The sequence below is a fragment of the Acidisarcina polymorpha genome, assembly GCF_003330725.1.
Lineage (GTDB): Bacteria > Acidobacteriota > Terriglobia > Terriglobales > Acidobacteriaceae > Acidisarcina > Acidisarcina polymorpha.
This window is the reverse complement of the sequence record NZ_CP030840.1, coordinates 607,196-628,446: the sequence shown is the minus strand read 5'-3', so window position 1 is coordinate 628,446 and position 21,251 is coordinate 607,196. Positions and strand designations below refer to the sequence as shown.

16 protein-coding genes and 1 riboswitch are annotated in these 21,251 nt (G+C 54.6%); of the genes, 6 read left to right on the top strand and 10 right to left on the bottom strand.

The genetic code is table 11. The annotated features are described in order from the left end of the window. Positions 1-24 precede the first annotated feature (24 nt). The 4 genes from ACPOL_RS02790 to ACPOL_RS02775 form a co-directional block, all read right to left on the bottom strand. Complete coding sequence (locus tag ACPOL_RS02790; protein ID WP_114205711.1) at positions 25-567, bottom strand: Ku family protein; 543 nt, start codon at positions 565-567, stop codon at positions 25-27. A gap of 38 nt (positions 568-605) precedes the next feature. Beyond that, complete coding sequence (locus tag ACPOL_RS02785; protein WP_114205710.1) at positions 606-1,442, bottom strand: DUF6624 domain-containing protein; 837 nt, start codon at positions 1,440-1,442, stop codon at positions 606-608. Positions 1,443-1,600: 158 nt separating this feature from the next. Further along, positions 1,601-2,797, bottom strand: a complete 1,197-nt coding sequence (locus ACPOL_RS02780) for a serine hydrolase domain-containing protein (RefSeq protein ID WP_114205709.1) — start codon at positions 2,795-2,797, stop codon at positions 1,601-1,603. A gap of 108 nt (positions 2,798-2,905) precedes the next feature. Further along, positions 2,906-4,678 carry a M20/M25/M40 family metallo-hydrolase gene (locus tag ACPOL_RS02775; RefSeq protein WP_236657185.1) on the bottom strand — a complete coding sequence of 591 codons (1,773 nt, stop codon included), beginning with the start codon at positions 4,676-4,678 and terminating at the stop codon, positions 2,906-2,908. 581 nt (positions 4,679-5,259) lie between these two features. Here ACPOL_RS02775 and ACPOL_RS02770 point away from each other — a divergent pair. Together ACPOL_RS02770 and ACPOL_RS02765 are read left to right on the top strand one after the other, a co-directional pair. Continuing rightward, entirely contained in the window at positions 5,260-6,420 is a 1,161-nt protein-coding gene (locus ACPOL_RS02770; protein WP_114210567.1) for an epoxide hydrolase family protein, read from the top strand. Between the two features lie 262 nt (positions 6,421-6,682). Further along, entirely contained in the window at positions 6,683-7,780 is a 1,098-nt protein-coding gene (locus tag ACPOL_RS02765; RefSeq protein ID WP_236657184.1) for a pepsin/retropepsin-like aspartic protease family protein, read from the top strand. 439 nt (positions 7,781-8,219) lie between these two features. Here the strand turns inward: ACPOL_RS02765 and ACPOL_RS02760 are convergent, their stop codons facing one another. The 4 genes from ACPOL_RS02760 to ACPOL_RS02745 form a co-directional block, all read right to left on the bottom strand. After that, on the bottom strand, positions 8,220-8,987 hold the full coding sequence (locus ACPOL_RS02760) for an SDR family NAD(P)-dependent oxidoreductase (RefSeq protein WP_114205707.1): 768 nt from the start codon (positions 8,985-8,987) through the stop codon (positions 8,220-8,222). 315 nt (positions 8,988-9,302) lie between these two features. Next, a complete protein-coding gene (locus tag ACPOL_RS02755; RefSeq protein ID WP_114205706.1) occupies positions 9,303-10,388 on the bottom strand; it encodes an aldo/keto reductase in 1,086 nt (361 codons plus the stop codon). A 324-nt stretch (positions 10,389-10,712) separates the two neighbouring features. Then, entirely contained in the window at positions 10,713-12,974 is a 2,262-nt protein-coding gene (gene metE, locus ACPOL_RS02750; protein WP_114205705.1) for a 5-methyltetrahydropteroyltriglutamate--homocysteine S-methyltransferase, read from the bottom strand. Between the two features lie 142 nt (positions 12,975-13,116). After that, positions 13,117-13,253: riboswitch (cobalamin riboswitch) on the bottom strand. A 280-nt stretch (positions 13,254-13,533) separates the two neighbouring features. Next, positions 13,534-14,055 (bottom strand): cupin domain-containing protein, encoded by a 522-nt coding sequence (locus ACPOL_RS02745; RefSeq protein ID WP_161557155.1) that lies wholly within the window; start codon positions 14,053-14,055, stop codon positions 13,534-13,536. A gap of 576 nt (positions 14,056-14,631) precedes the next feature. Here ACPOL_RS02745 and ACPOL_RS02740 point away from each other — a divergent pair. Further along, positions 14,632-15,495: an alpha/beta fold hydrolase gene (locus tag ACPOL_RS02740; protein WP_161557154.1), complete on the top strand. Its 864-nt coding sequence runs from the start codon at positions 14,632-14,634 to the stop codon at positions 15,493-15,495. Positions 15,496-15,723: 228 nt separating this feature from the next. After that, complete coding sequence (locus ACPOL_RS35970) at positions 15,724-16,548, top strand: CPBP family intramembrane glutamic endopeptidase (protein ID WP_114205702.1); 825 nt, start codon at positions 15,724-15,726, stop codon at positions 16,546-16,548. 348 nt (positions 16,549-16,896) lie between these two features. On the opposite strand, the gene bla is transcribed toward ACPOL_RS35970, so the two are convergent. Both bla and ACPOL_RS02725 read right to left on the bottom strand, forming a co-directional pair. Further along, positions 16,897-17,715, bottom strand: a complete 819-nt coding sequence (bla, locus tag ACPOL_RS02730; RefSeq protein ID WP_114205701.1) for a class A beta-lactamase — start codon at positions 17,713-17,715, stop codon at positions 16,897-16,899. A gap of 150 nt (positions 17,716-17,865) precedes the next feature. Continuing rightward, on the bottom strand, positions 17,866-18,345 hold the full coding sequence (locus tag ACPOL_RS02725; protein ID WP_150132881.1) for a hypothetical protein: 480 nt from the start codon (positions 18,343-18,345) through the stop codon (positions 17,866-17,868). Positions 18,346-18,853: 508 nt separating this feature from the next. On the opposite strand from ACPOL_RS02725, the gene ACPOL_RS02720 reads away from it, so the two are divergent. Together ACPOL_RS02720 and ACPOL_RS02710 are read left to right on the top strand one after the other, a co-directional pair. Continuing rightward, entirely contained in the window at positions 18,854-20,200 is a 1,347-nt protein-coding gene (locus ACPOL_RS02720; protein WP_114205699.1) for a GDSL-type esterase/lipase family protein, read from the top strand. Positions 20,201-20,914: 714 nt separating this feature from the next. Continuing rightward, complete coding sequence (locus tag ACPOL_RS02710; RefSeq protein WP_114205697.1) at positions 20,915-21,235, top strand: putative quinol monooxygenase; 321 nt, start codon at positions 20,915-20,917, stop codon at positions 21,233-21,235. The last annotated feature ends 16 nt before the right edge of the window (positions 21,236-21,251 follow it).

Genomic DNA, 21,251 nt, shown 5'->3' with positions numbered 1-21,251 from the left:
GTCCTCTGCCCTTGATTGCCGATTTCAACCGAAGGTGCCATGCACTCCCGAGGCCGCAGCCTCAACTTTGGACACCTTAGTTGAGACAGATAGAAAAAGTTTTCGCAATCGACGATCATCTGTATTGCCGTGGACTTTCTTCGGTGACGGCAGATGACTACGCCAGGCGTTCAAAGGCGATAACGGTGACCTAATGCCGTCTCGAAACTTGCCGACTTCGAAGGAGATTGACCGCTCAGCGATGAGTGCTGCAGCTAATTCAGGCGAACGCTCGCTGATTTCCGCATCCTCAATTTCGCAAAAATAGTCACGCTGAACGCGCAGCTTGTTCCAATAGCGGAGGGTGTAAAGCCAACTTTCGACTATCGTCCGCGCTAGATAATTGGCTTGTAGGGCCTGGAAACAGCCAAAGCTAGAGGCTCGCGGCAAATCGATTCCCATTTCCTGAATCGTGGGCCTTTGATCTCTGGCCGTCAAGGCTTCAGATGACAAGGTCGCTACGCCGGCACTTACATATCGATAAGTCTGAATGCAAGTCATGTTGTAATTACCTATCAAAGCGCCCAAAAATCTCGCCTAGACCGTCTCGCCACCTTTATCCTCTCCTACGGTTTCTTGTAAACGTCCGCCATACTCCAATTTTCACCTTGTGTCAGGGGCGTCATATAAGGACCGATGTCGGCACCCTTGCGAAAGCGCTCCAGGTCATTTTCAATAGAAGGCAGCCCGATTTGAAGTCGCCTCTTGTCCGCGGCAGCCACATCGTCAATCAGTGGCCAGTAAAGCTTTGCGGTACCCGGGCTTGGGCCCGGTCCCATCACGGTGCCATATTTCTGAGGTTTACCTGCGACATTCGCAAGTCGATCGCAAAGATGAGCGTACAGTCGAGGATTGACATGGTCCTCTCGGAACACTCTGGTAAGGGTATCGAGTTGAGCTAATCTCCAGGCGTTGTCGTCGTCAGCATGTCCAAACAGAAAGAAAAAATCCGCTGCAGCGTCGTCTCCTACGGTATCTCTCTGCGGCCAGCCATGGGCAGTGACGATCGACTCGATGTGCGCATCCGTAGCCCTTCGGATTGCGGCGTAGCGTTGAACCGACTCAGGCGCGCCCGGTGTCTGGGCCCAATATTCATAGACAGCCGCATCGTAGAAATTTGGATTGTGATCCTCCAGTTCGGCACGTTTCACGAACGGCTCGCGAGCTTGCCTGAATGCAGGGTCCTGTAAGGCTTTACTCATCTCAGCGATAAGCGCCTGGTCATCGTTAAACAGCTGAATGATCTCATGGGAGAGCTTCTCACTCTGATCCGTCCTCGGCAGAGGCTGAGCTGTCGATGTTACCTGCTCGGCACTGGGCAACCCGATTGCGTTGGCTGAGAGGAGCACCATTGCCGCAAAGAGCAAAAAGGCCACAGTTCCGTTCGAGATGATGTTGGCCATCTATATATCCTTCCCTCGAGTACGATCACCTGCTTCGAGTGTTCCGTCATGCTGCGAAGAGTCATTCGACATTGTTGAGGCTAGATACAGGACTCCCCAAAAATGCCGGCTCGTCGAAATTGTTCTAAAGGGACCACCTCCGACAGGTCTGCTCAGAACTAATGCGTGGACATGCCTGCATCAGGCCTCTTATTTACTCGAGACGCCTGGTATAAGGAGATCGCCAGGTTTCTTAGGGCGTCCTCAGTACCCTTGCAAGCATCATTCGCAAGTAACACATATCCTTGCTGGCTGTCCGGAAACAACACCACCTGGCTAGACATACCAAACGTTCCCCCACCGTGCGACAACTCGCGAGAGCCATTCACGGTATCTAGGTTCCAGACGAGCGCTTTGCCGTTGATCGCATCCCCCTGAATCGGTGCATGAGCAAGCGCGATTACAGGATCTTTCTCATCTAGCTGCCATTTGACATATGCCGCCATGTCCCGGGGAGTGGAGTATAAACCATACGCCGCGCCGGCATTCCGCAGATGATAAGGCATCCGATGTCCGGCCGGGCTGTAGCCGATCACCAACCGTTTACTGTCATGCGCGCTTAATGCAAACGAGGTCGACTTCATCCTCAATGGGGTTAGGATCATCTGTTGCATCAACTGCTCGAAAGGCGCCCCATAGGCGCTTTCGAGTCCCCACCCAATCACCTTGAAGCCCAAGTTAGAGTAGTTTTCACTCGTTCCCGGCTCATTATGAAGTTTTATGCTGTGAAGCTCGCGAAGATAACGATCGCGGCCGTAATGTGAGTCGCGTGCAATCAGCTTGTACGGCAGGGTCTCGGGGTTTCGATGCGCAAAAAGATCATCGGTATTAGGTAGATCGCGCGGAAGACCGGATGTGTGCCCGGCAAGATTTCTTAGTGTAATCGGCTTACCTTGCCAAGCAAGGTTCGGATATTGCTGGGGAAGATATTGTCTAAAGTCAGCGTCCAGTTGCATGCGACTTTGCTGCAGCGCTTCCGCTGCCAGGGCGCCCGTGAATGTCTTGGTCACAGAAGCAATTTCATAGATATTGTCAGGCCCGGGCATGATGTGCTTCTCGCGCGAGGTGGACCCAAAGCTATAGAACCTCGAATCTTTCCCGCGCACTATGGCAATCGACAAACCGACGTGGCAACCATTCTGGAAGAATGGCTGCACCATTTGGTCAACGTTCGTGTTCCGCTCTTCGCTGCTACCTGCGGTATCAGTAACCATCTGTGGTGTCTTGGCTTCACTACGCCCGACCACCAACATGGTGATTGCACCCAAAACGAGCCGACATAGAAGGGCTGTCTTGCATTTTGAATGCTCTGCCATAGCAATCTCTCCAATTGGATGGTGGTGCTGTCTGTGGCTCTTTGTCTAGCGGAAGCGCCAAGTAATTGAGGCGGAGTTGAAAGATGAGGAAATCAGGTTGCGGCGGGGTTAGTGGCCTCCAGGCGTCGCATTTGGAAATAGACCTGGGATCGGCGCCTTCATCCTCTGATCATCTTCGGGATGCGGAAAGGGCTTGCGCGGCATGATCGCTTCACGCTCACTGGTGTTCCAAAGGAAGATGGCTTCGACAACCGCCGCCTGCTCGAGATCAGCCGCACGTAAGTGGTCGACGGTGTCCAGGTTGGAGTGGTGGGTGCGGGTCTCGTAGTCCATTTCGTCTTGGAGAAAGTTGAAGCCTGGCAGTCCAATGTCGTCGAAGCTTTCGTGGTCGGATCCCGGGTCGTTGCGGTTGGTAACAGAAGTTACCCCTAAATCGGCTAGCGGGGCGATCCACTGCGAGAAGATGCCTTCGACTTGATAGTTACCCTGCGTGTAGATACCACGAATCTTGCCGCCGCCTTCATCGAAATTGTAGTAGGCATCTAATTGATCCCACTCTTTTTTCGTAATCAAAGAGCCAGATGCGCCTGGCGGAGATGACGGAGCAAATCCGCCGAAGTGTTCGGCGACATATCCCTTAGATCCGAATTCGCCCTGTTCTTCACCGCTCCATAGAGCGATTCGGATGGTGCGCTTAGGTTTGACGTTCAAAGCTCTGAGGATGCGAACTGCCTCCATTGCGATCACGGCACCCGCACCGTTATCCGTCGCTCCGGTACCTGCCGGCCAGCTATCAAGGTGTCCGCCGACCATGACGACTTCGTTTTTGAGTTTGGGGTCGGCTCCGGGGATTTCCGCGATCGTGTTGAAGCCATGCTCGTGGTCCCCCGTGAAGGCCGTCTGAATGTTGAGTTCTACCCTCAAGGGAACATGCGCCTGCGCAAGCCGAGCCAGACGGTTGTAATGCTCGGTCATCACGACTGCATAGGGAATTGGCACGGCATTTCGACGAAGTTGAGCCTCACGCGAGAGCTCAACGCCGTTGTCGTCGAGAAGTAGACCCGTGCGGACGTTCCTGCCTTCCTCATGCGAAGGCAGCAGGACTGCCACAGCGCCTTCGTCTCGCATCATCTCGACGGCACGTTGTCGAAGTACAGCTACGCGCCGTCGCTCGATTCTCGATGCCGCGTCAACAGGCGGAGGGCCGGTGAGCCGACGCGGGGTGCCTGGACCCTCCAAAACCCTTAGTTCTTCATCCTTGTAGCGGAAGGAAAGTGGCTGGTCGAGTTCAGTAAGTGAAGGTGCCTCGCCAAGCAGAACGATCTTCCCTTTGAATGTCCCCTTTGCGGCGTCAAGTTCAGTGTTGTCGCGGAGCGGAAGGTAAAGGATTTCGCCGGTCACGGGTCCCTTAGTTGCAGCGGACCAAACAGCCGCCTGCATCCAGATGGGCTCCGGGTCGGGCGTTACAATGCGTCCCCATGCGTTGATCTGATACCAGCCCATGCCGAACTCGCCCCAGTCTTCCAGGTGCGCGTTCTCCAACCCGATCTTCGCTAGCGTGTCCCGTGTCCAATCGTTCGCCTTCTTCATGTTGGGCGAGCCGGTCAGGCGCGGCCCAATTCCGTCCGCAAGCGCACTAGCGAAGGCCATCGCTTTACCATGCGTCATGCCTTCTGTTCGAATACGTTCGTACATATAGAGGTCAAGTGCCTCTAAAGTTGGCTGCGGTCTGTAGTAGCCGCCCGGCTGTGTAGCTTCCTTCGACACGCGTGCAGCGGATGCCGCGGCGATTTTACTCTGTGGATACATGACACCATGCATAAGCAGCGCGAGAATCAACCGAAACGCATTATTGTGAAAGAGCTCTCGCAACCGATTCATCGATTCGACTCCTTGCTGATATCGCAGCATTCCCAGGAATAATCAGCCAATTGCTATCCAATTGCGCCCTCTCCGACTCTGTAGGTCTTGGTAACTCGTCAGATCGTTGTCCAGTCGGCGATTGGCGTTCGGGAGCAAGTGAAAAAGTAGTCTGCCAAGAGAGTTGAGGAAATGTTGCAATGTGGCTCGGCATGCGGCTTCGATAACCAAGGTCCAACGGTTAGATTCATCTCGATGATGAAGCGGAGTGAATCCTTTTAGTTTCTCTTCATTCCTGCAAGGTATGGTGATCCGTCGTAATTTACCCTGCTGGTTGAGACTAATCGCGGTCGGGCCTTTGTGTCTTGATATCGTCCGAGTACCCCTCAGGATCGTTGAATATCGAATTCCATACCACCGTCTAAGCGTGATCTGCCGTGCAACAGGAAGCAGAACCCTCTCGATCGTGAGGTGCACTTTGACCTTGTTCAATGTCGCCACAAGTTCGACGGTTTGAGGTCAGTCTTGAACAAGCCGAATCTGACCTCTTGGATCGCTCCTTATACCGCCAAGGTATAGCTATCCGCCGTATTCTTGGTGCCATGGCCGAGATCATTCCTTTTCCTATAAGCATTCAAGAGTGCGATCTGACGGACCTGCGTTCGCGGCTTAAGCTCACCCGTCTTCCTGAGCCCGAGACAGTGCTCGACGCCACGCAGGGCATTGAACTGGACCGCTTGAAAGTCCTTCTGGATGGTTGGCAACAACACGATTGGCGTGGACTGGAGAAGCGGTGGAACGCGATTCCCCATTACCGCACGCGACTCGACGGCTTGAACATCGCGTTCTGGCACCTCCGCTCACCCGAGCCCGCCGCAATCCCGGTGCTACTCACGCATGGTTGGCCAGGTTCCGTACTCGAATTTGAGAGACTCTTGGGACCGCTCACTGATCCAGTCGCGCATGGAGGTTCGGCAGAGGACGCCTTTCACGTGGTTGTCCCTGCGCTACCCGGTTTCGGCTTCAGCGACCGTCCACATGAGCGCGGTTGGAATCCCGGCCGCACGGCGCGAGCTTGGGCCGAACTGATGTCTGAATTGGGCTACGACCGTTTCGGCGCGCACGGCGGTGATTGGGGCGCCTTCATTAGCATGGAACTGAGTCGTCTAGTTCCAGACCGGGTCTTCGGCCTGCACCTAACGATGCCGTTCGCGTCGCCCTTGCCGGAAGACGACGCCTCGGCCGACGATGCGGAGAGGCGGATGGTCGAAAAGCGTTCCCAGTTCCACACGGACGGCTATGGTTTCGCGATGATCCAGAGCACTCGTCCGCAGACCCTCGGCTACTCTCTGCTTGACTCACCCGCCGGACTTGCCGCATGGCTCGGAGAAAAGCTGAACGCGTTCGCCGACAGCCGACCCGAAGCCGGCGGTGGAGTCAGCCTTGCGCAGCAGCTTGATAACATCGCCCTGTACTGGTTCACCCGCACCGGGGCCTCAACAGCTCGCTGGTACTGGGAAGCGAGGCGATGGGTACCGAGGAGCGTGGAGGAGCAGAACGCTCAGTCGGTGACCGTACCCACCGCTTGCACGCTTTTTCCCGCAGAACCGTACCCGATCTCCCGTCGGTGGGCTGAGCGTCGTTTTCATAACCTCATCTCATGGAACGAGATGAGTCGCGGTGGACACTATCCAGGCTGGGAACAGCCGGATCTTCTTATCGACGAACTCAGAAGCGCATTCCGTCATGCACGCGGCAACTAGGAACATGAGCGAGGAGGCGACTGAAATGTTACCTGGCGAAGGCTGCTCCACAGCAGATCACCGTAATCTCAGAACGCATATTAGCCTGAGTTGCTTGAGGTGTCGACATACTGGAGTTCGTCTTTTCAGGATGTCACGACGAATGGCGAAAGAGAGGCGACGCCTTCACCGGATGATCCGAGCCGCGGAATTATTGATACTCGTTACCCTGGGCCTTAACGCTTCTGAAGCATTCGCATCGGACAAGACGGAGCCAGCGACGATGCAATATATGGAAGGGTCGGAAAGCAGCGGGTGGATACCTTTCGAGGTTTATCAAGGCAAACACTTATACTTTTCAGCCATCGTGAATGGGCATCATGTCACGGCTCTCCTCGACAGCGGCGCATCCTTAGTGGTCGTGAATGAGTCGGCGGCGGCCGGTCTGGGCGTCCTCCCAGAAGACACATCCACGGGGATAGGAGTTGGAGGGATTGGCACGTCTCGCGTTTCACATGATGTTCGAATTACGGTGGGGCGATTAAACGTATATGCGCAACAAGTAGTCATTGTGGACGAGTCCGAGACTGATAAACGTATTGGGCATTCTCAGGACATTGCCCTAGGTGGTGAGATCTTTCAAAAAGCCATAGTAGATATCGATTTTCGGCACAACCGCTTAGAAATCCTGAATCCCGACGGATTTAAGCTCCCTGCGCACGCGCAGGTGCTCCCTCTTTACGCAGCTGGTGACGTACGCGCGGTGAGTGCTACTGTTGAAGGTCGCGCCGCACACATGTTGTTCGATTTAGGGAACGGCGGGGCAGTCTATCTGCATCCGCGCTTTTGGGATCGACCAGCCTTCCTCGCAGGACGGCAGCTTTCTTCGGCCTTCTCGGGTGGATGGACGGGAGCGTCATCGCAAAAAATCACCATGCTTAGGAGCTTAAAGATCGGGTCGGCAACTTTCGAAAATCTGCCCGCGATTCTCCGGGATTCAGCCACTGGCGGATTAAACGATATTGATGGCAACATAGGCCTGCCGGTATGGTCGCGTTTCCACTTGATTGTCGATTTTCCGCACAACCGTCTGATCCTTGTGTCGTCGGTTGATGTTGTAACGCCATTCAGCGCGAATCATACTGGATTGTCTTTGAGACAAAATGCTCGAGGTGTGGAAGTAGTCTACGTCGCTCCAGGTTCGCCTGGCGGAGCCGCTCATTTGAAGGCTGGCGATGTAATCACCTCTGTTAGGAGTGCGGCCTCTGGAGAAAACATTGCTTTATCGTCGAACTGGACGAACGCCCCGCTTAACACCAGTTTTCGCATCCTGTTGGCCGATGGAAAGGTAATCCAGTTGACGACAGCGCGATATTTCTAGGCGCCAAGCGAGAAAACGTAGTTCTTTGTGAGTTGATAACGACACCAGTAAGGTATGGGACGATGCTCCACGTAGTTTCTCATCTTCCATCGGTTACTGCTCGACCGATCACACTGGCAACCCTGCGATGACGTAGACCTCGGAGCTAAAGCGGTGATCGCCTATTTCTCTTGCAAGAGGCTGCGCAGCCTGAAAGATTCTCTTGCTGATGGCCGCCCTTGTTGCGGTGCTCTTCGTACGTCCATCTGCGCGCGGCGCTCACCCGGCCCTCAAAGTGCTTTAGAGACTCCGTTGCGCCAACCTTCCGCGATAGTCTGCGATGCTGGAAAGAGAAAGACGTCTTCCTCTTTCGTTAACTTGCATCATGCGTCGAGAACTGAACGTTTGCAGGATAGCGAACGTGCACTATGCGGCACGCCGAAGCGTGCCGCACGGTGCATTATGCGTTCCAACCTCCATCCACAGTAAGGTTCTCGCCGTTAATGAAAGCTGAGTCTGGACTGGCAATGAAGGCTACCGCCGAGGCGATCTCCTCCGGCCGACCGAAGCGGCCGACGCTCATCAACTTCTTCATCATCTGGGCTGCGGGGCCGCCATCATCGGGGCTCATTTCCGTATCGATAGCCCCCGGCTGGACACTGTTGACCGTGACACCTGTCGCTCCGAGCTCCCGCGAGAGTGCGCGGGTGAAACCATGCACGGCGAACTTCGTGGAAACGTAGATTGCTAAACCAGCGACAGGCGCTCCCTCGCCCAGACGCGAGCCGATGTTGATAATGCGCCCCCATTTCGCTTCGATCATGCGCGGAGCAAGGGCTTTGGTGAGTGAGATCATAGAGCGCACGTTGAGATCGTAGTGCTTGTCGTAGGAATCTTCCGAAGACTCCAGGAAAGGTCCGTACTCGGCAGTTCCAGCATTGTTGACGAGAATGTCGACACAGCCGCCGAACTTGCCGCCAAAGACCGTGCTCACGGACTCAACCAGAGTTTTGGTCCCTTCTAAGGTACTTAAATCAGCGTGGACGGCCTCGGCATGACCACCGGCCCTGGTGATCTCGGCAACGACTTGTTCCGCGCGAGCAGGACTTGCAGCGTAGTTGACGACCACGTGCGCACCGTCGGCTGCTAGACGAATTGCGATGGCGGCTCCAATACCACGTGATGACCCAGTGACGAGCGCGACCTTATTTTCAAACTGCTTTGACATAACGTTAACTCCTCCAATTAGCTGTTCATTACACATGTGGGACTACTTCTAACGCCCCACAACTCGTAGATGACGTCCACCTGTTGTCGTGTCTACCGACTGCCATTCGGGCTCCAAGGGTTAGCGTTAGCGGCTGTGAAGAGGATTGTCGAAGACAAGACCAATAGTGAAATTCGTTTCGATATAACCCTCATGTCTTCTCCGAAGTTGGCGAGATTGCAAAGCCAGCAAAGCGGTAACCTGCCGGTCAGAGGACCGTGAAGCCAATGTCCTTCAGGGGCGGTTAGGTAGGAGACCCACCTGTCTGGTTTTTGGCTACCAGCGTTCGGCATCGCTCCGCGGAACGTTGCCCACCAACCTGCTCGGCACGCCATTCACCGTTGCACCGGCATGGGCAAAGTGTGGAGACAGGTTCGCATTAAAGTCCGCCGGGAAGTTAAGTGAGGGCTTGGACACTGCATTGAGCGCGACGATGTGTTCGGGTGTCAGTTGCAAATCCAGTGCCTTCAGATTCGCAGCCAGATGATCGACCGTTCTCGCGCCAAGTACCGTGGACGCTGCGCCGGCCTGGTTTTGCACCCATGCTAATGCGACTGTGGGTACATCGCTACCCAGTTCCGCGGCAACCTTTTGGGCAACATCGATGATGTCGAGCTGCTTTTCGTTAAGTTCGCCCACAAACGTTCCACGATACCCCTGCATTTTTTGCCCGTTTGCCCGCGTGTATTTTCCGGACAGCGCGCCCATCTTCAGCGGACTCCAGGGCAGAATTCCGAGTCCGAGTTCTTCCGCCATTGGCACCAGTTCACCTTCCACCGTACGCTCCATAAGGGAGTACTCAACCTGCAGGCCGATGAGCGGCGCCCAGCCACGAAAATGCCCGATGGTCTGTGCTTGCGCGACTTTCCATGCTGGAGCGTCCGAGAAGCCCAGATAGCGGACCTTGCCAGATGTAACGAGGTCGTCAAGGGCACGCATGGTCTCCTCTACGGGAGTAGATCTGTCCCAGTTGTGCAGGTAGTACAGATCGATGTAGTCGGTCTGCAGACGGCGGAGAGATTCTTCGCATTGCGCGACGATCCCCTTACGGCCAGCGCCACCGCCGTTCGGATCTCCGGCGAAGAGGTTGAAGAAGAACTTGGTCGCGAGGACCACGCGGTCGCGTTTACCCTTCTTCTCTGCGAAGTAATCACCAATGATTTTCTCGGAGTGGCCGCGGGTGTAGCTGTTCGCTGTGTCGATGAAGTTACCACCCGCCTCCAGGTAGCGCGTTAACACGGCTTCTGACTCGACCACGTCGGAACCCCAGCCCAGATCGTTACCAAAGGTCATGGCACCCAAGCAGAAGGGGCTCACACGTAAACCCGAGCGGCCAAGGGTCAGGTAATGATTCAAAGGCATAACAAACTCCTCTCTGTGTCGCTTCTATTTCAGTAGATGACAGGCAGTTATGAATGGCGTCATACCTTTGAAGGCTTTCCTTATACCTGCACAGTATGTTGATCCGTTTAAGTTTCGGTGGTTCTTGAGATATGACTTTCCACTGTTGCGAACAGACAGATGCATAGTCGGCAGGGTATCCGCATCTCGCAAACGCATAGGTGAGGACAAACGCCGTTAGCAGCATAAGAGGATTGCTGACGACAATGCGACTCACCGTCGCTGACCCCAACGGGGGCCATGTTTGTTGTTGCACGACAGGTCTGTCTGTCGCGCCACAGGTTCTCATACGTTAAATGCAGATCGTGCCTCGGCTGCTGCGCTGCACATGTGTTCCAGTGCCGCTGTGGTCTCGGTCCAGTCTCGCGTCTTCAAACCGCAATCCGGATTGACCCAGATCTGTTCAGGTCTCAGCACCTCTAAGGCGAGACCTAACAGTTCGCGCATTTGCTCAGAAGAAGGCACGCGTGGAGTGTGGATGTCGAAGACTCCCGGGCCAATCCCGTTGGGATAGCTGTGCGCGCGAAAGGCCTGGAGCAGTTCCATGCGGGAACGAGCGGATTCCATCGAGATCACGTCCGCGTCCAACGCAGCGATAGATGGCAAGATGTCCTCGAACTCGCAATAGCACATATGCGTATGGATTTGCATGGCGTCCGTAACCCCACTGGTGGTCAGCTTGAACGCCTCGACGGCCCACTCCAGGTAGAGTGCCCATTCAGAACGGCGTAGTGGAAGACCCTCGCGCAACGCAGGTTCATCCACCTGAATAATCGGGAGGCCCGCAACTTCAAGATCACCAACCTCGTCACGAAGCGCAATCGCGATCTGCCACGCAGTATCTTTACGAGGAATGTCGTCACGAACGAACGACCATTGCAGGATCGTGATCGGCCCGGTCAACATCCCCTTCATCGGCCGCTTCGTGAGAGATTGCGCGTAGCTCGACCACTCCACAGTGATCGGCTTCGGACGCGAGACGTCACCATAGATCACGGGTGGTTTCACGCACCTTGAACCGTAACTCTGCACCCAACCGTTCTCTGTAAACGCAAAGCCATCGAGGTACTCCGCGAAGTATTCGACCATGTCGTTGCGCTCAAACTCACCGTGCACTAGCACATCTAGGCCGATGCGCTCCTGCTCGCGGATGCAATGTTCCGTCGCTTTGCGCAGGAAATCCTCATACTGCTGGCGGCCGATGTGGCCGTGTTTGAACGCCGCGCGTTGCTGTCGGATGTCGGTCGTTTGTGGGAAGGAACCGATGGTCGTCGTCGGCAGCAGTGGAAGCTTCAGCCTTGCGTTCTGCAGTTCAGCTCGTTGTCCATATGGCCTTACACGAGTGAAGTCTCCCGCGGCGAGCGCTGCCAAGCGCTTGCGAACGGCGGTGTTCCTGCTGCTCTCCGCAACTTCGCGGTCGGCTACGGCAGCAGCATTTGCTTTCGTAGCTTCCTCATCGCTTGAGGCAAGCGCGACAAGCTCAAAAAGTTTTTCGCCCGAGAAGCGGAGCCAGCTCTTGATGCGTGGATCAAGCTTCTTCTCCGTTTGCAGATCGTGTGGCGTATGCAGCAGCGAGCATGACGTCGAAACAATGACGCGGCCGGGGCCCAACGCCTCTACCGCCAGGCGGATCAAGGGTTGAGTTGAAGCGAAGTTCGTCAGCCAGATATTGCGCCCACTCACTACCCCAAGACTAAGAGTCTGGTCGGTGCCGAGAGAGTCAATCACAGCCGAGACTTCTTCCGGTGCGCGGACGGCATCGATGTGCAGCCCTGCTGTGCAAAGGTCGACGGCGAGCGAGAGGTTGTCACCCAGGCCACCGAAAAAGGATGTGAGCATGAGCTTCACTGGAAGTTCATTGAGCTGGTTGTAAACGCTGCGGAAGGCCTGATTTTCAGATGGGCCGAGATCGGTCACGAGCATCGGCTCATCCATCTGGATGTCGGTCACACCCTCTGCGTGAAGTTCTGCGATGATCTGCCTGTAGACCTCAGTCAGCTTTGGAAGAAGCAGCGTGATGTCTACACCTGGCGCCGCCTTGCCAAGCAGCAGAAGCGTTACGGGACCAATCAGCACCGGGCGCGTTTCAATGCCAAGAGCGCGGGCTTCGCGAACTTCACTCAGCAGCTTGCTCGTGTTCGCCCGGAAGGTTAGGCCAGAGGTCCACTCAGGGACGAGATAGTGGTAATTCGTATCAAACCACTTTGTCATCTCCATCGCGGTCTGCTCTTCACTGTTGCGCGCCATAGCGAAATACTGCACAAGCGAATTGGGCGGGGCACCAAAGCGTTCCGGCGTGCCGCCAATCATTACCAGGGTGTCGAGCACCTGGTCGTAGAAGGAAAAATCATTGGAAGGGATAACGCTGATGCCCGCTTCCTTCTGGAGGAGCCAATGATCTTGGCGAAGCTTCTTCCCCATAGCAAGAAGTTCAGCTTCCGTCGTCTTGCCTTTCCAGAAAGACTCAAGGGCGAACTTCAGTTCGCGCTTGCCGCCCATGCGCGGGAATCCGAGAGAAGAAGTTCTTAGAGGGGTATTGCTAGTCATACGCGGTTCTCCTTAGAGCTGGAAAACCACCCATGCGCAGGCCGCAACGACATGCCTGCTGGCACGCGTTGTTGCAGTGTCTACCGTTCTAGTCCACGAGAGCGGCAGGCTCAAACGCACCCATGGTCAGCGACAAACGCTTCCATGGTGGTGGCGGCAGGCTGGTAGTCGGACTTCGGAGTGAACACTCCGTCACCGTTGCGGGACAGCGCCGGATTTACACCGGCTTCCCCATTCACAAACCACCCAAGAGTGATCTGACCTGCTCAACAAGTAGTCTATCGGAAATCTGTCAATCTCTATAAAGGTGTTTGATGGTCGTACTGTACGTTCAACCGCGACGGTGAAATAAGACTGGAGCCGCTTCTAGACCGCACGTAAGGCCACCAAGAAGTGACGACTTGCGTCCATGGCTTTGAGTGGAAGGTGCGAGAGGAAGCCGAGCGGAATCCCGGCTTCCTCAGTTGTTGAGAGCGATCTCTCATCAGCTCAGGCTTATTATTGGCTCTACTGTCCTCAGCGCAACAATGGCAGTCGTCCTTCTCTGCTGACCATCCTTTTAGGCGTGGTCTGCGACGACGTAGACCTGGTCCTTCTCCATTGACTTGAAGAGCTGCTCGAAATCTGCAGTCGAAAGTTGCGAAGGAAGGTAGTTCAGATCACCACCAGGGTTGATCGCATCTTTGAGCATGCGTTCATGATGATAGGTAGAAACACTCAGAAACCGCGCAGGTAGAGCACTTTTGTTAAAAAACGTGTGCGGTGCATTTGGGGGTGCCAGGATGCTATCGCCCGTCTCACACTGAATCCACTCGGCAGCCCCAGCATTATTCCAGCGGCAAAATGCAAGGCTCCCCTCAAGTAGATAAAAGAACTCCGGGTATGGATGCTTATGTAACGGCAGCCCGTTGCCGGCTCCAAGTGTCGTCTCATAGATAGAGAATGAATAGCCTGTGTTCGCGCCCTGGGCTTTCCAATTCAGTTGCCATTCGCCGATCTTAAGGATCGGACCTTGCTTTGCTTCCGTTTTCACAACGTTATGATTGATGACTTCTTCAGTAGGGGTGGTCGGTTGTAGCAATTTCAGGACTCCTTCAATGCGACGTAAGCCTTTTCGAGGCTAGAGTGGCAGGGACTTATAGCTAAAGACGCTCACGCCAACTTCGGTCTTCTCTGCTGTTTTATGTTGTCGTATCGCTAGAACTGGAGAACGCCGGCGCGAGTTGTTCGCATCTTCAACCTCATGTTTTGACGCAAGTGGTCCAGAATTGACCTATACTTTGCAGCAATCCTTCTATGCTCCGGGAGCATAGAAGGACTCTCATATGCGCCACATCATCTTGATCCGAGAGACGGTAACTCTTCAACGCCCGTCCGCAGTCCGGCGCCCGGTGGCGGCAGCCAAAGCCCTACCTACTAAGTATCATTTGATACCCACAAGGAATCTAAGATCTCCTTAAAATACAGGCGTATGAGAATCGTGACATCCAAGTATCCTCGAAGATGGGCCAGCCAGTCCCTAGGCGCACTTGGTGCTTGTACGATACTCCTAGTAGCGCTGTTCATGGCCGGAGCGAGCTGGAACCTCATCGTTCAGAAGCGCTTATTGGCACTCAATCCCCCACCTGGGAGGTTCTACCTGGTGGATGGAAAATCAATGCATTTAAACTGTTCTGGAACGGGGCGGCCTACGATTGTTGCCGAGGCTGGGAGTGGCGAGGATTCGCTCACATGGACACTTCTTCAGAACTCGTTGTCTAGCAGTTATCGATTCTGCTCTTACGATCGAGCGGGAACTGGGTGGAGTGAGCCTCGGCCCGGCCCTCGGGATTCAGAGGCTATCGCCAGCCAATTACACGAACTACTAAAGACCGCTCACGAAAAAGGCCCGGTCGTACTGCTAGCGCATTCGCTAGGCGGTCTTTACATTAAGGAATACGCGCAACTGTACCCTGATCAAGTCGCCGCGCTCATCTTCCTCGATGCCACAACACCGGCTACCTACCAAGGTAGAGCCGCTGATGCGCTTGGCCTCGGCCAAGCCACAATCAGCCAATTGACTGAATTTCCGTTAATTGGCTGGGCCGCAGAGGTGTCAGGTTACGATCGATTGATGCATCAGTGCTCCGGCTTTCCATCATCCCTCTCTTCAATCTCTGCGCTCTACCAAGCAGATCAATGCATCGCCTCGCAGGATAGGGAACAGAGAGAAGAAGCCGCCGCGCTCCCTGCTGATGAACGAGAAGTTACCGACGCACCGGTGAAGGTACCGGTCCTGGTCTTGTCGGAAGACAAGAGCCCCATTCTCCAAACAGCAGACGCGATCAGCACTTGGGACATGCTTCAGAACAACCTCTTGAAGCTCTCAGCTGAAAGCTATCGGATCAAAGCCGTCAATAGTGATCATTTCCTCCAGTTGAGTTGTCCAAATTTCACCTCCGACCAGATTCGCGTCGCACTGACCGCTTACGAGAAGAAATCCTCGTTGCATGGCACCACAACATCTGCTCCGTGCCGTTGAATGTGAACACCTCGGATTGTCGCCTAGCCTTTAACAGTCCGTCTGGACACCGGCGCTCTCCCCGCTAATTCTTGGCCATCGACGCGCAGTAGCGCCCGCATCAGTCTTGTATCTAGTCTGTGTTTGTCCAAACTTACTGTGCCTTGCGGCTAAAAGGATGAATAGCATAGCAATTGCCTTGACAGGATCGCGGCGGTTGATGGATTGCATACACTATAGGTCGGACAGATGATTCTCTTCAAAAGGCGATTACAAGACGGGATGGACGGAGGAAGCGACTCAATCTTTACTCTGTTGCTATTCTTCGCACTTCTGTCTCTTTTCAGCTCTGCAGCCTATGCCCTCGTTCTGCAGATCCATCACGAAACCGCGCCCCTTAGCCGCTTCCTTATGTGGTGCCCAGGCGGCGCAGCTCTGGCGACTTGTCTACTACGTCAAATCCCGCTACGGAGATTGGGGTGGCAATGGCCCGCTTGGCAGTACACCTACATGGGTTACTTGCTGCCGTTGATCTACGCCGCACCTGTTTACTTATTGACTTGGGCCACGGTTACCGGGTCGTTTGCGCCGAGAGCATTTTGCCTAGCGGTGGCTGGGCAATACGGCTTGGCGAGGTGGCCAATATCGGGAACTATGGGTGTGGCCCTCCCTCTGATGTTTACGATCAATGTAGTGAGCACTATGACTTGGGCACTTGGAGAGGAGCTCGGGTGGCGCGGTCTGATGCTTCCGCTGCTGCTCGACCGGATGGGCTTCAGGGGGGCTTGTTTAATTTCCGGCACTGTTTGGGCCCTTTGGCACTATCCCGGTTTGCTGTGGGCGGACTATAACGCGGGTACTGACGTCCGGTATGCGCTAGCGTGTTTCACTGTGATGGTCATTGCCATGGCTTTTGTTTCGGGTTACTTGCGGGTACAGTCGGGCAGTATCTGGCCAAGCGTGCTGCTTCATGCTTCTCACAACACCTTCATTCAGGGCTTTTTTGATCCGCTGACAGCTCCAACAGGTTGGGCTAAGTACATAACATCAGAATTTGGGGCGGTCTGGCGATAGCTTTGGTGATTACCGGATTTGCCATCCTCGCACGAAGACCTTTCCCGCGCAGCTCTTGAGGGTCGGCTACTTCATTCAGAACAACTCTGAACGAGAAAAACCCGCAAGCTAGCATCATAGAGCTGTCAGTTGAACAGTGCTCGACAGTCGGCATAGGCTGGTTCGCGATGGGGCTGGTGGTCGCATCTGTAAATGCTGTTGCAAGCATCCCGGATTGCAGGTCGCGATTTGAAGCAACATTCAAGGCACCAGTGTGCGCAACGCGGAAAGTTGCTGGAAACACAGGCGAGACACGCTGTGGATAAGTTCAGCCTGTGTGTCGGCTGAATCAGACATCACCTGGGTGAGTTAGACCGTTAGAATGAGCGGGGACTGGTTTGACGCTGGCCAAATGACTGCGACATCGTTTGATGTGTTGTGATCTCCCGATCCTGTCTTGTCCGCAATAACGAAGGATTTCGAAAAACCGCTTCGGATCTTCTTGTCCCCTGTCTTACAAGCAATCATCCACTCCTTCAGCAGCGAACGGGAGGCGCCAGAAAGCACTGAACCGCAGAAGAGCTTTCTGAGATCCTTTGCCATAGCCAGTGGAGTGGTTGTATCGCGTCGATCCCCCGGTGTCGCTTCATTCAGAGTTGGTTCGGCACGATCCAACCTCGTAATCGAATCGTCTAGTAATCGAGCGAAGCGAGTGACTTGGACCGGCCCTCCAATGCTACGGAGGATCAGGTTGGCAGCTGTGTTGTCGCTCAAGGTGAGAGCGGCTTCGCACAAATCGCCGAGGGTCATTCCTGGCAAGCCAAGGTGCTGGGAGGTCACGGGAGCGTATTTCAGAAGATCCTCTGGATTTATGGACAGCGTTTGCCGGAGATCGAGTCGCTTGGAATCCACTTGAGCCAGAGCTGCAGCAACCGCCAACACCTTAAACGTGCTGCACATCGGGAACAGATCGTTGATGCGATGGCCGAAAGCTAAACCGCTCTGTCCGTCCATGAAGCAGACGCCGAGACGCCCCCCTGACGTACGTTCGATCCTAGACAACTCGCCAGATAGGTCGTCTGGTGTCCCATTCGTCTTGGGTTCAGCTCGGAGCGGCTTGACTCCACAGCTGGCGAAAGCGGCTAATGAGCCTGCGATGAACATGCGACGATCTGGCCTTGACACCATAAATTTCTCTTCTCCTCGTGTAAGCGCTGCTAATAGGCACAATGGATTCGCGATCTAAGGTTTACTCTGTCGGAAAAACTATCGGCCTAGTGTTGCCTCCTACCGACTGAATCGACGCGTCAATTGCATGAGACTTCCTTTCATACGTTGTTATCCGTTTCGCCACGCAAGAACGGATAGCCACGTAAGAATGAGGATCGACGCAGGCGCGAGCCACACGGGCGACAGGTAAGGCGAAGCTAAGGTATAGCCGAAGAGCAAGATTCCAGCGAGCGCCCCGAGAATTCTCAAGGGTGCCGATCCGTCCAAGGAAACCGTGATGAACCAAAGCCCGGCAAAGACGTGGCCCGCTAGGCGAACAGGATCAGCAATCGTGCGCGGAACACGGTTGATCACAAGAACTCCCGCCATGATATCGAGCGTTAACCATCCATAACCCGCGGCTTTTGCCCACTCCGCCGCTGGCAGTTTCGCGACGAGAGCGTACATCATTAGGTGATAGCCCAGCCCCATATACTCGGCCGAAGTCGCTCCAGGCGCGAACCTGAAAGAAAGTATGACGGGAACCAGGAAGGCGATGGCCGCAAGACCTATCGTTCTCAATGAGATCGCAACTAGTGGGTCGGTCAATGCAAACTCCTGCGGCCTGACCCGCATCAATTGGTATGTCGTGCTCTGTAGCGCCAACAAGTATTGGCTTTCCGGCGAAACTCGAACGCATTGGCCCGTGAGATATTTCCGGCGCGCACGGCCTCATATATTGCTGATGCTCCTGGATAATCAACCAGCATTCTGAGCTTCAGCTCAACGCGTGAGCAAAGCGGCGTTATTTACGCAAGCATAGCTGTACCTTCCGTGCCCAACCCGCAACATAGGTGAAGGAATCATTCAATGCGCAGCATATAAGGCAGCGCTATACCTCAGGCGCATGAACGGCAACCAAGAAAGTCTGCACAGTTTTGCGGAATTGAAGTCACAATAGAGAAGAATGAGCAAGACAGGGACGAATCGTGCCTAACGAAGCGCCTTTAGCGCCGTCGAGGAGAAGCGAGAATCCATCGCGACAGGGAAAGCTAGGCACCCTGGGAGCATCCACAATACCTTGGTGATCTAACAACCGTAATACGGAAAAGGCATCATGACGTTTTCATCACGCCTCCCGAAGTATTCAATCGAAAAACATCTCTTATCAAAATATGGAAGAAGCCTTTGCTATGCCGCTGTCCTCACTACATCTCTGCTCGCGGTTTTAGCCGGCTGCGGGGGCGCTACCTCTGCTGCGACGGGACCGGTCACACCACCTGCGCCTGTTCCAGATTCCGTTTGGGTGGCGTCCTGGGCGGATGCTCCTAGCACTTCAGCGGGCGGTTCGGGTTCTGAACGGACGTTCCGCGAGATTGTTAAACCGTCGGTCGGCGGACGTGGAGTCATGCGGCTTAGTTTCTCCAACTATTTCGGTGCTTCAGAAGTGACACTTGGGGCTGTGCATGTTGGCATTCAGACGACTGGGGCGAGTGTCTCTGATGACACTCCCGTGACCTTCAACGGTGCCCCCTCGATCACGATCCCCCCCGGCGGTAGTACCCTCTCGGATAACGTCGCACTAGGCTACTCCTACGGTCAGCTGCTCAGCGTGACGGAATACGTAAGGGGCTCTTGGGCGAACCTCACGTCCCACGCGCAGGGTGTCAACGTGGTCACCAATTATCAAACTGTGGATGTGGCAGGGGACAAGACTCAGGATCTCGCCGGAGTGTCCTTCACGCAGACGACGCTGAATACTTATCTTCTCAACCGGGTTGACGTATACGGCAACTATAAGGAGACAATCCCAGCCTTCGGAAGCTCGACTACCGACGGCTATCAATCCGGTTTAGATAAGCACAAGACCTATCCGGAACAACTTGCAGACGCCCTACACGCGGCGGGGCATGATGATATAGCCGTTGCTAATGTCGGCATATACGGAACCACGGTCCTTGGCATCTCCCCAATCGCGGGATTGAACCGTTTCACGCGCGATGTGGTTAGTCTCCCCGGTGTGTCCACCGTCATCGACTATCTAGGAGCCAATGATCTGCGGAATGACTGCGTCCCCGCAGACGCACTGATTCTGGGCAAGCAGAGCGTGATCGTCATGGCTCATGCCGCCGGGCTGAAGATCTATGAGGGCGTCACGGCTCCATCCACATTCTGCGGAACGCAGAGTCCAAATGGATTTGGAACACGCTTTGCCCAAGGCTCGGGCGAAGACGCGCAACGTTTCCTGCTCAATACTTGGCAGACTTCGACAGTGCCCAGCGTTGTGAACGGCACCACCGTTCAACCACCTCAGTCGGATGGCGTCATCGATTTCAATTCGGTGTTGGCCGATAAGACAAATCTGAGCTACATGATCCCAATGCTCGACTCAGGGGATGATATTCACCCGAACGCCATTGGCTATGGTGAGATGGTCAGAGCAATCCCACTTTCTCAGTTCTAGAATCTGGTGAAGCTTGCAGTTTTCGGTGGTGGGGAAGGCGACGAAGGAGAAGTCATTCGATTGAGCGAGCTTTAACGCATCATCCGGATGATTCAATTCCGTCCGCGCGCTGGCTGACTATCTTTACTCGGCCCGGACTAGGGGTGCAGTTTACTGACGTGCTTCTTCCGCCAAGATGGTTGTGACGGTCTCAAGCAGAAGCCGCCGAGGATGTCGACCCGTCAACGTCAACAATATTTGTTCGTTGGTTGTAATCATTCCGACAGTTTGAACCTTCGGGCTTGCGAGTACTCTTGTTCCCCCACTCTCTCCAACCAGAGCTCCCCGAAGTCTGAAGTGAAAGGCGTTCTGTCGGTCCCAATAGGTGAGATCGTGCCTACTGCGAATTAGCACAACAGTCTCTGCATGTTCTACACCGGTGCGCACCCAATTCAGGTTGGCATCCACAGGCTAGTCGTAACGGGCCTTGCGGTCGTTTCTGTTGGACGAGGGTTGCTGGTGGACGATGCACGAAGATCAATCCAGTAATCAGTACTGCTCGTGCAGAGTTTATTGCGACTGTAGCGGAAAGATCGAATCGAGCTAAGAGACCATACCTTGTCGGCACCTATCCATGCTCATAAAGTAAGCAGCCACGGGCACCGGAACCACGATCTGCGAATCCTACAAGTACGAACAGAAGTTCAGAAACCATCTGCATTGATGTGAGGCATCATGAACAAATCGAAGGAAGCAACGACCCTGCTTTACCTGGTTCAGGCGAAGCGAGAAAAGGAAATAGAGACGAGGGATCTTTTGCTCTCTTTAGTTACAGCTTCACGCTATGAGCCCGGTAACATCGCGTATGAAACCTATGAGATCACGAACCGTCCTGGGATGTTTGCGGTTCATTCGATTTGGATTTCGGACGAGGCATTGGATGCTCATCATGCCACGGAATTGGTGCAACGGGCGATGGCCGCGTTTAGTGACCTAGCTGATGGAGAGTTCAGCTCTGGATTACATTTTCTTGCGAAGGTGCGGCCGCCTTGCTAGACAACCCTCCGTGTCG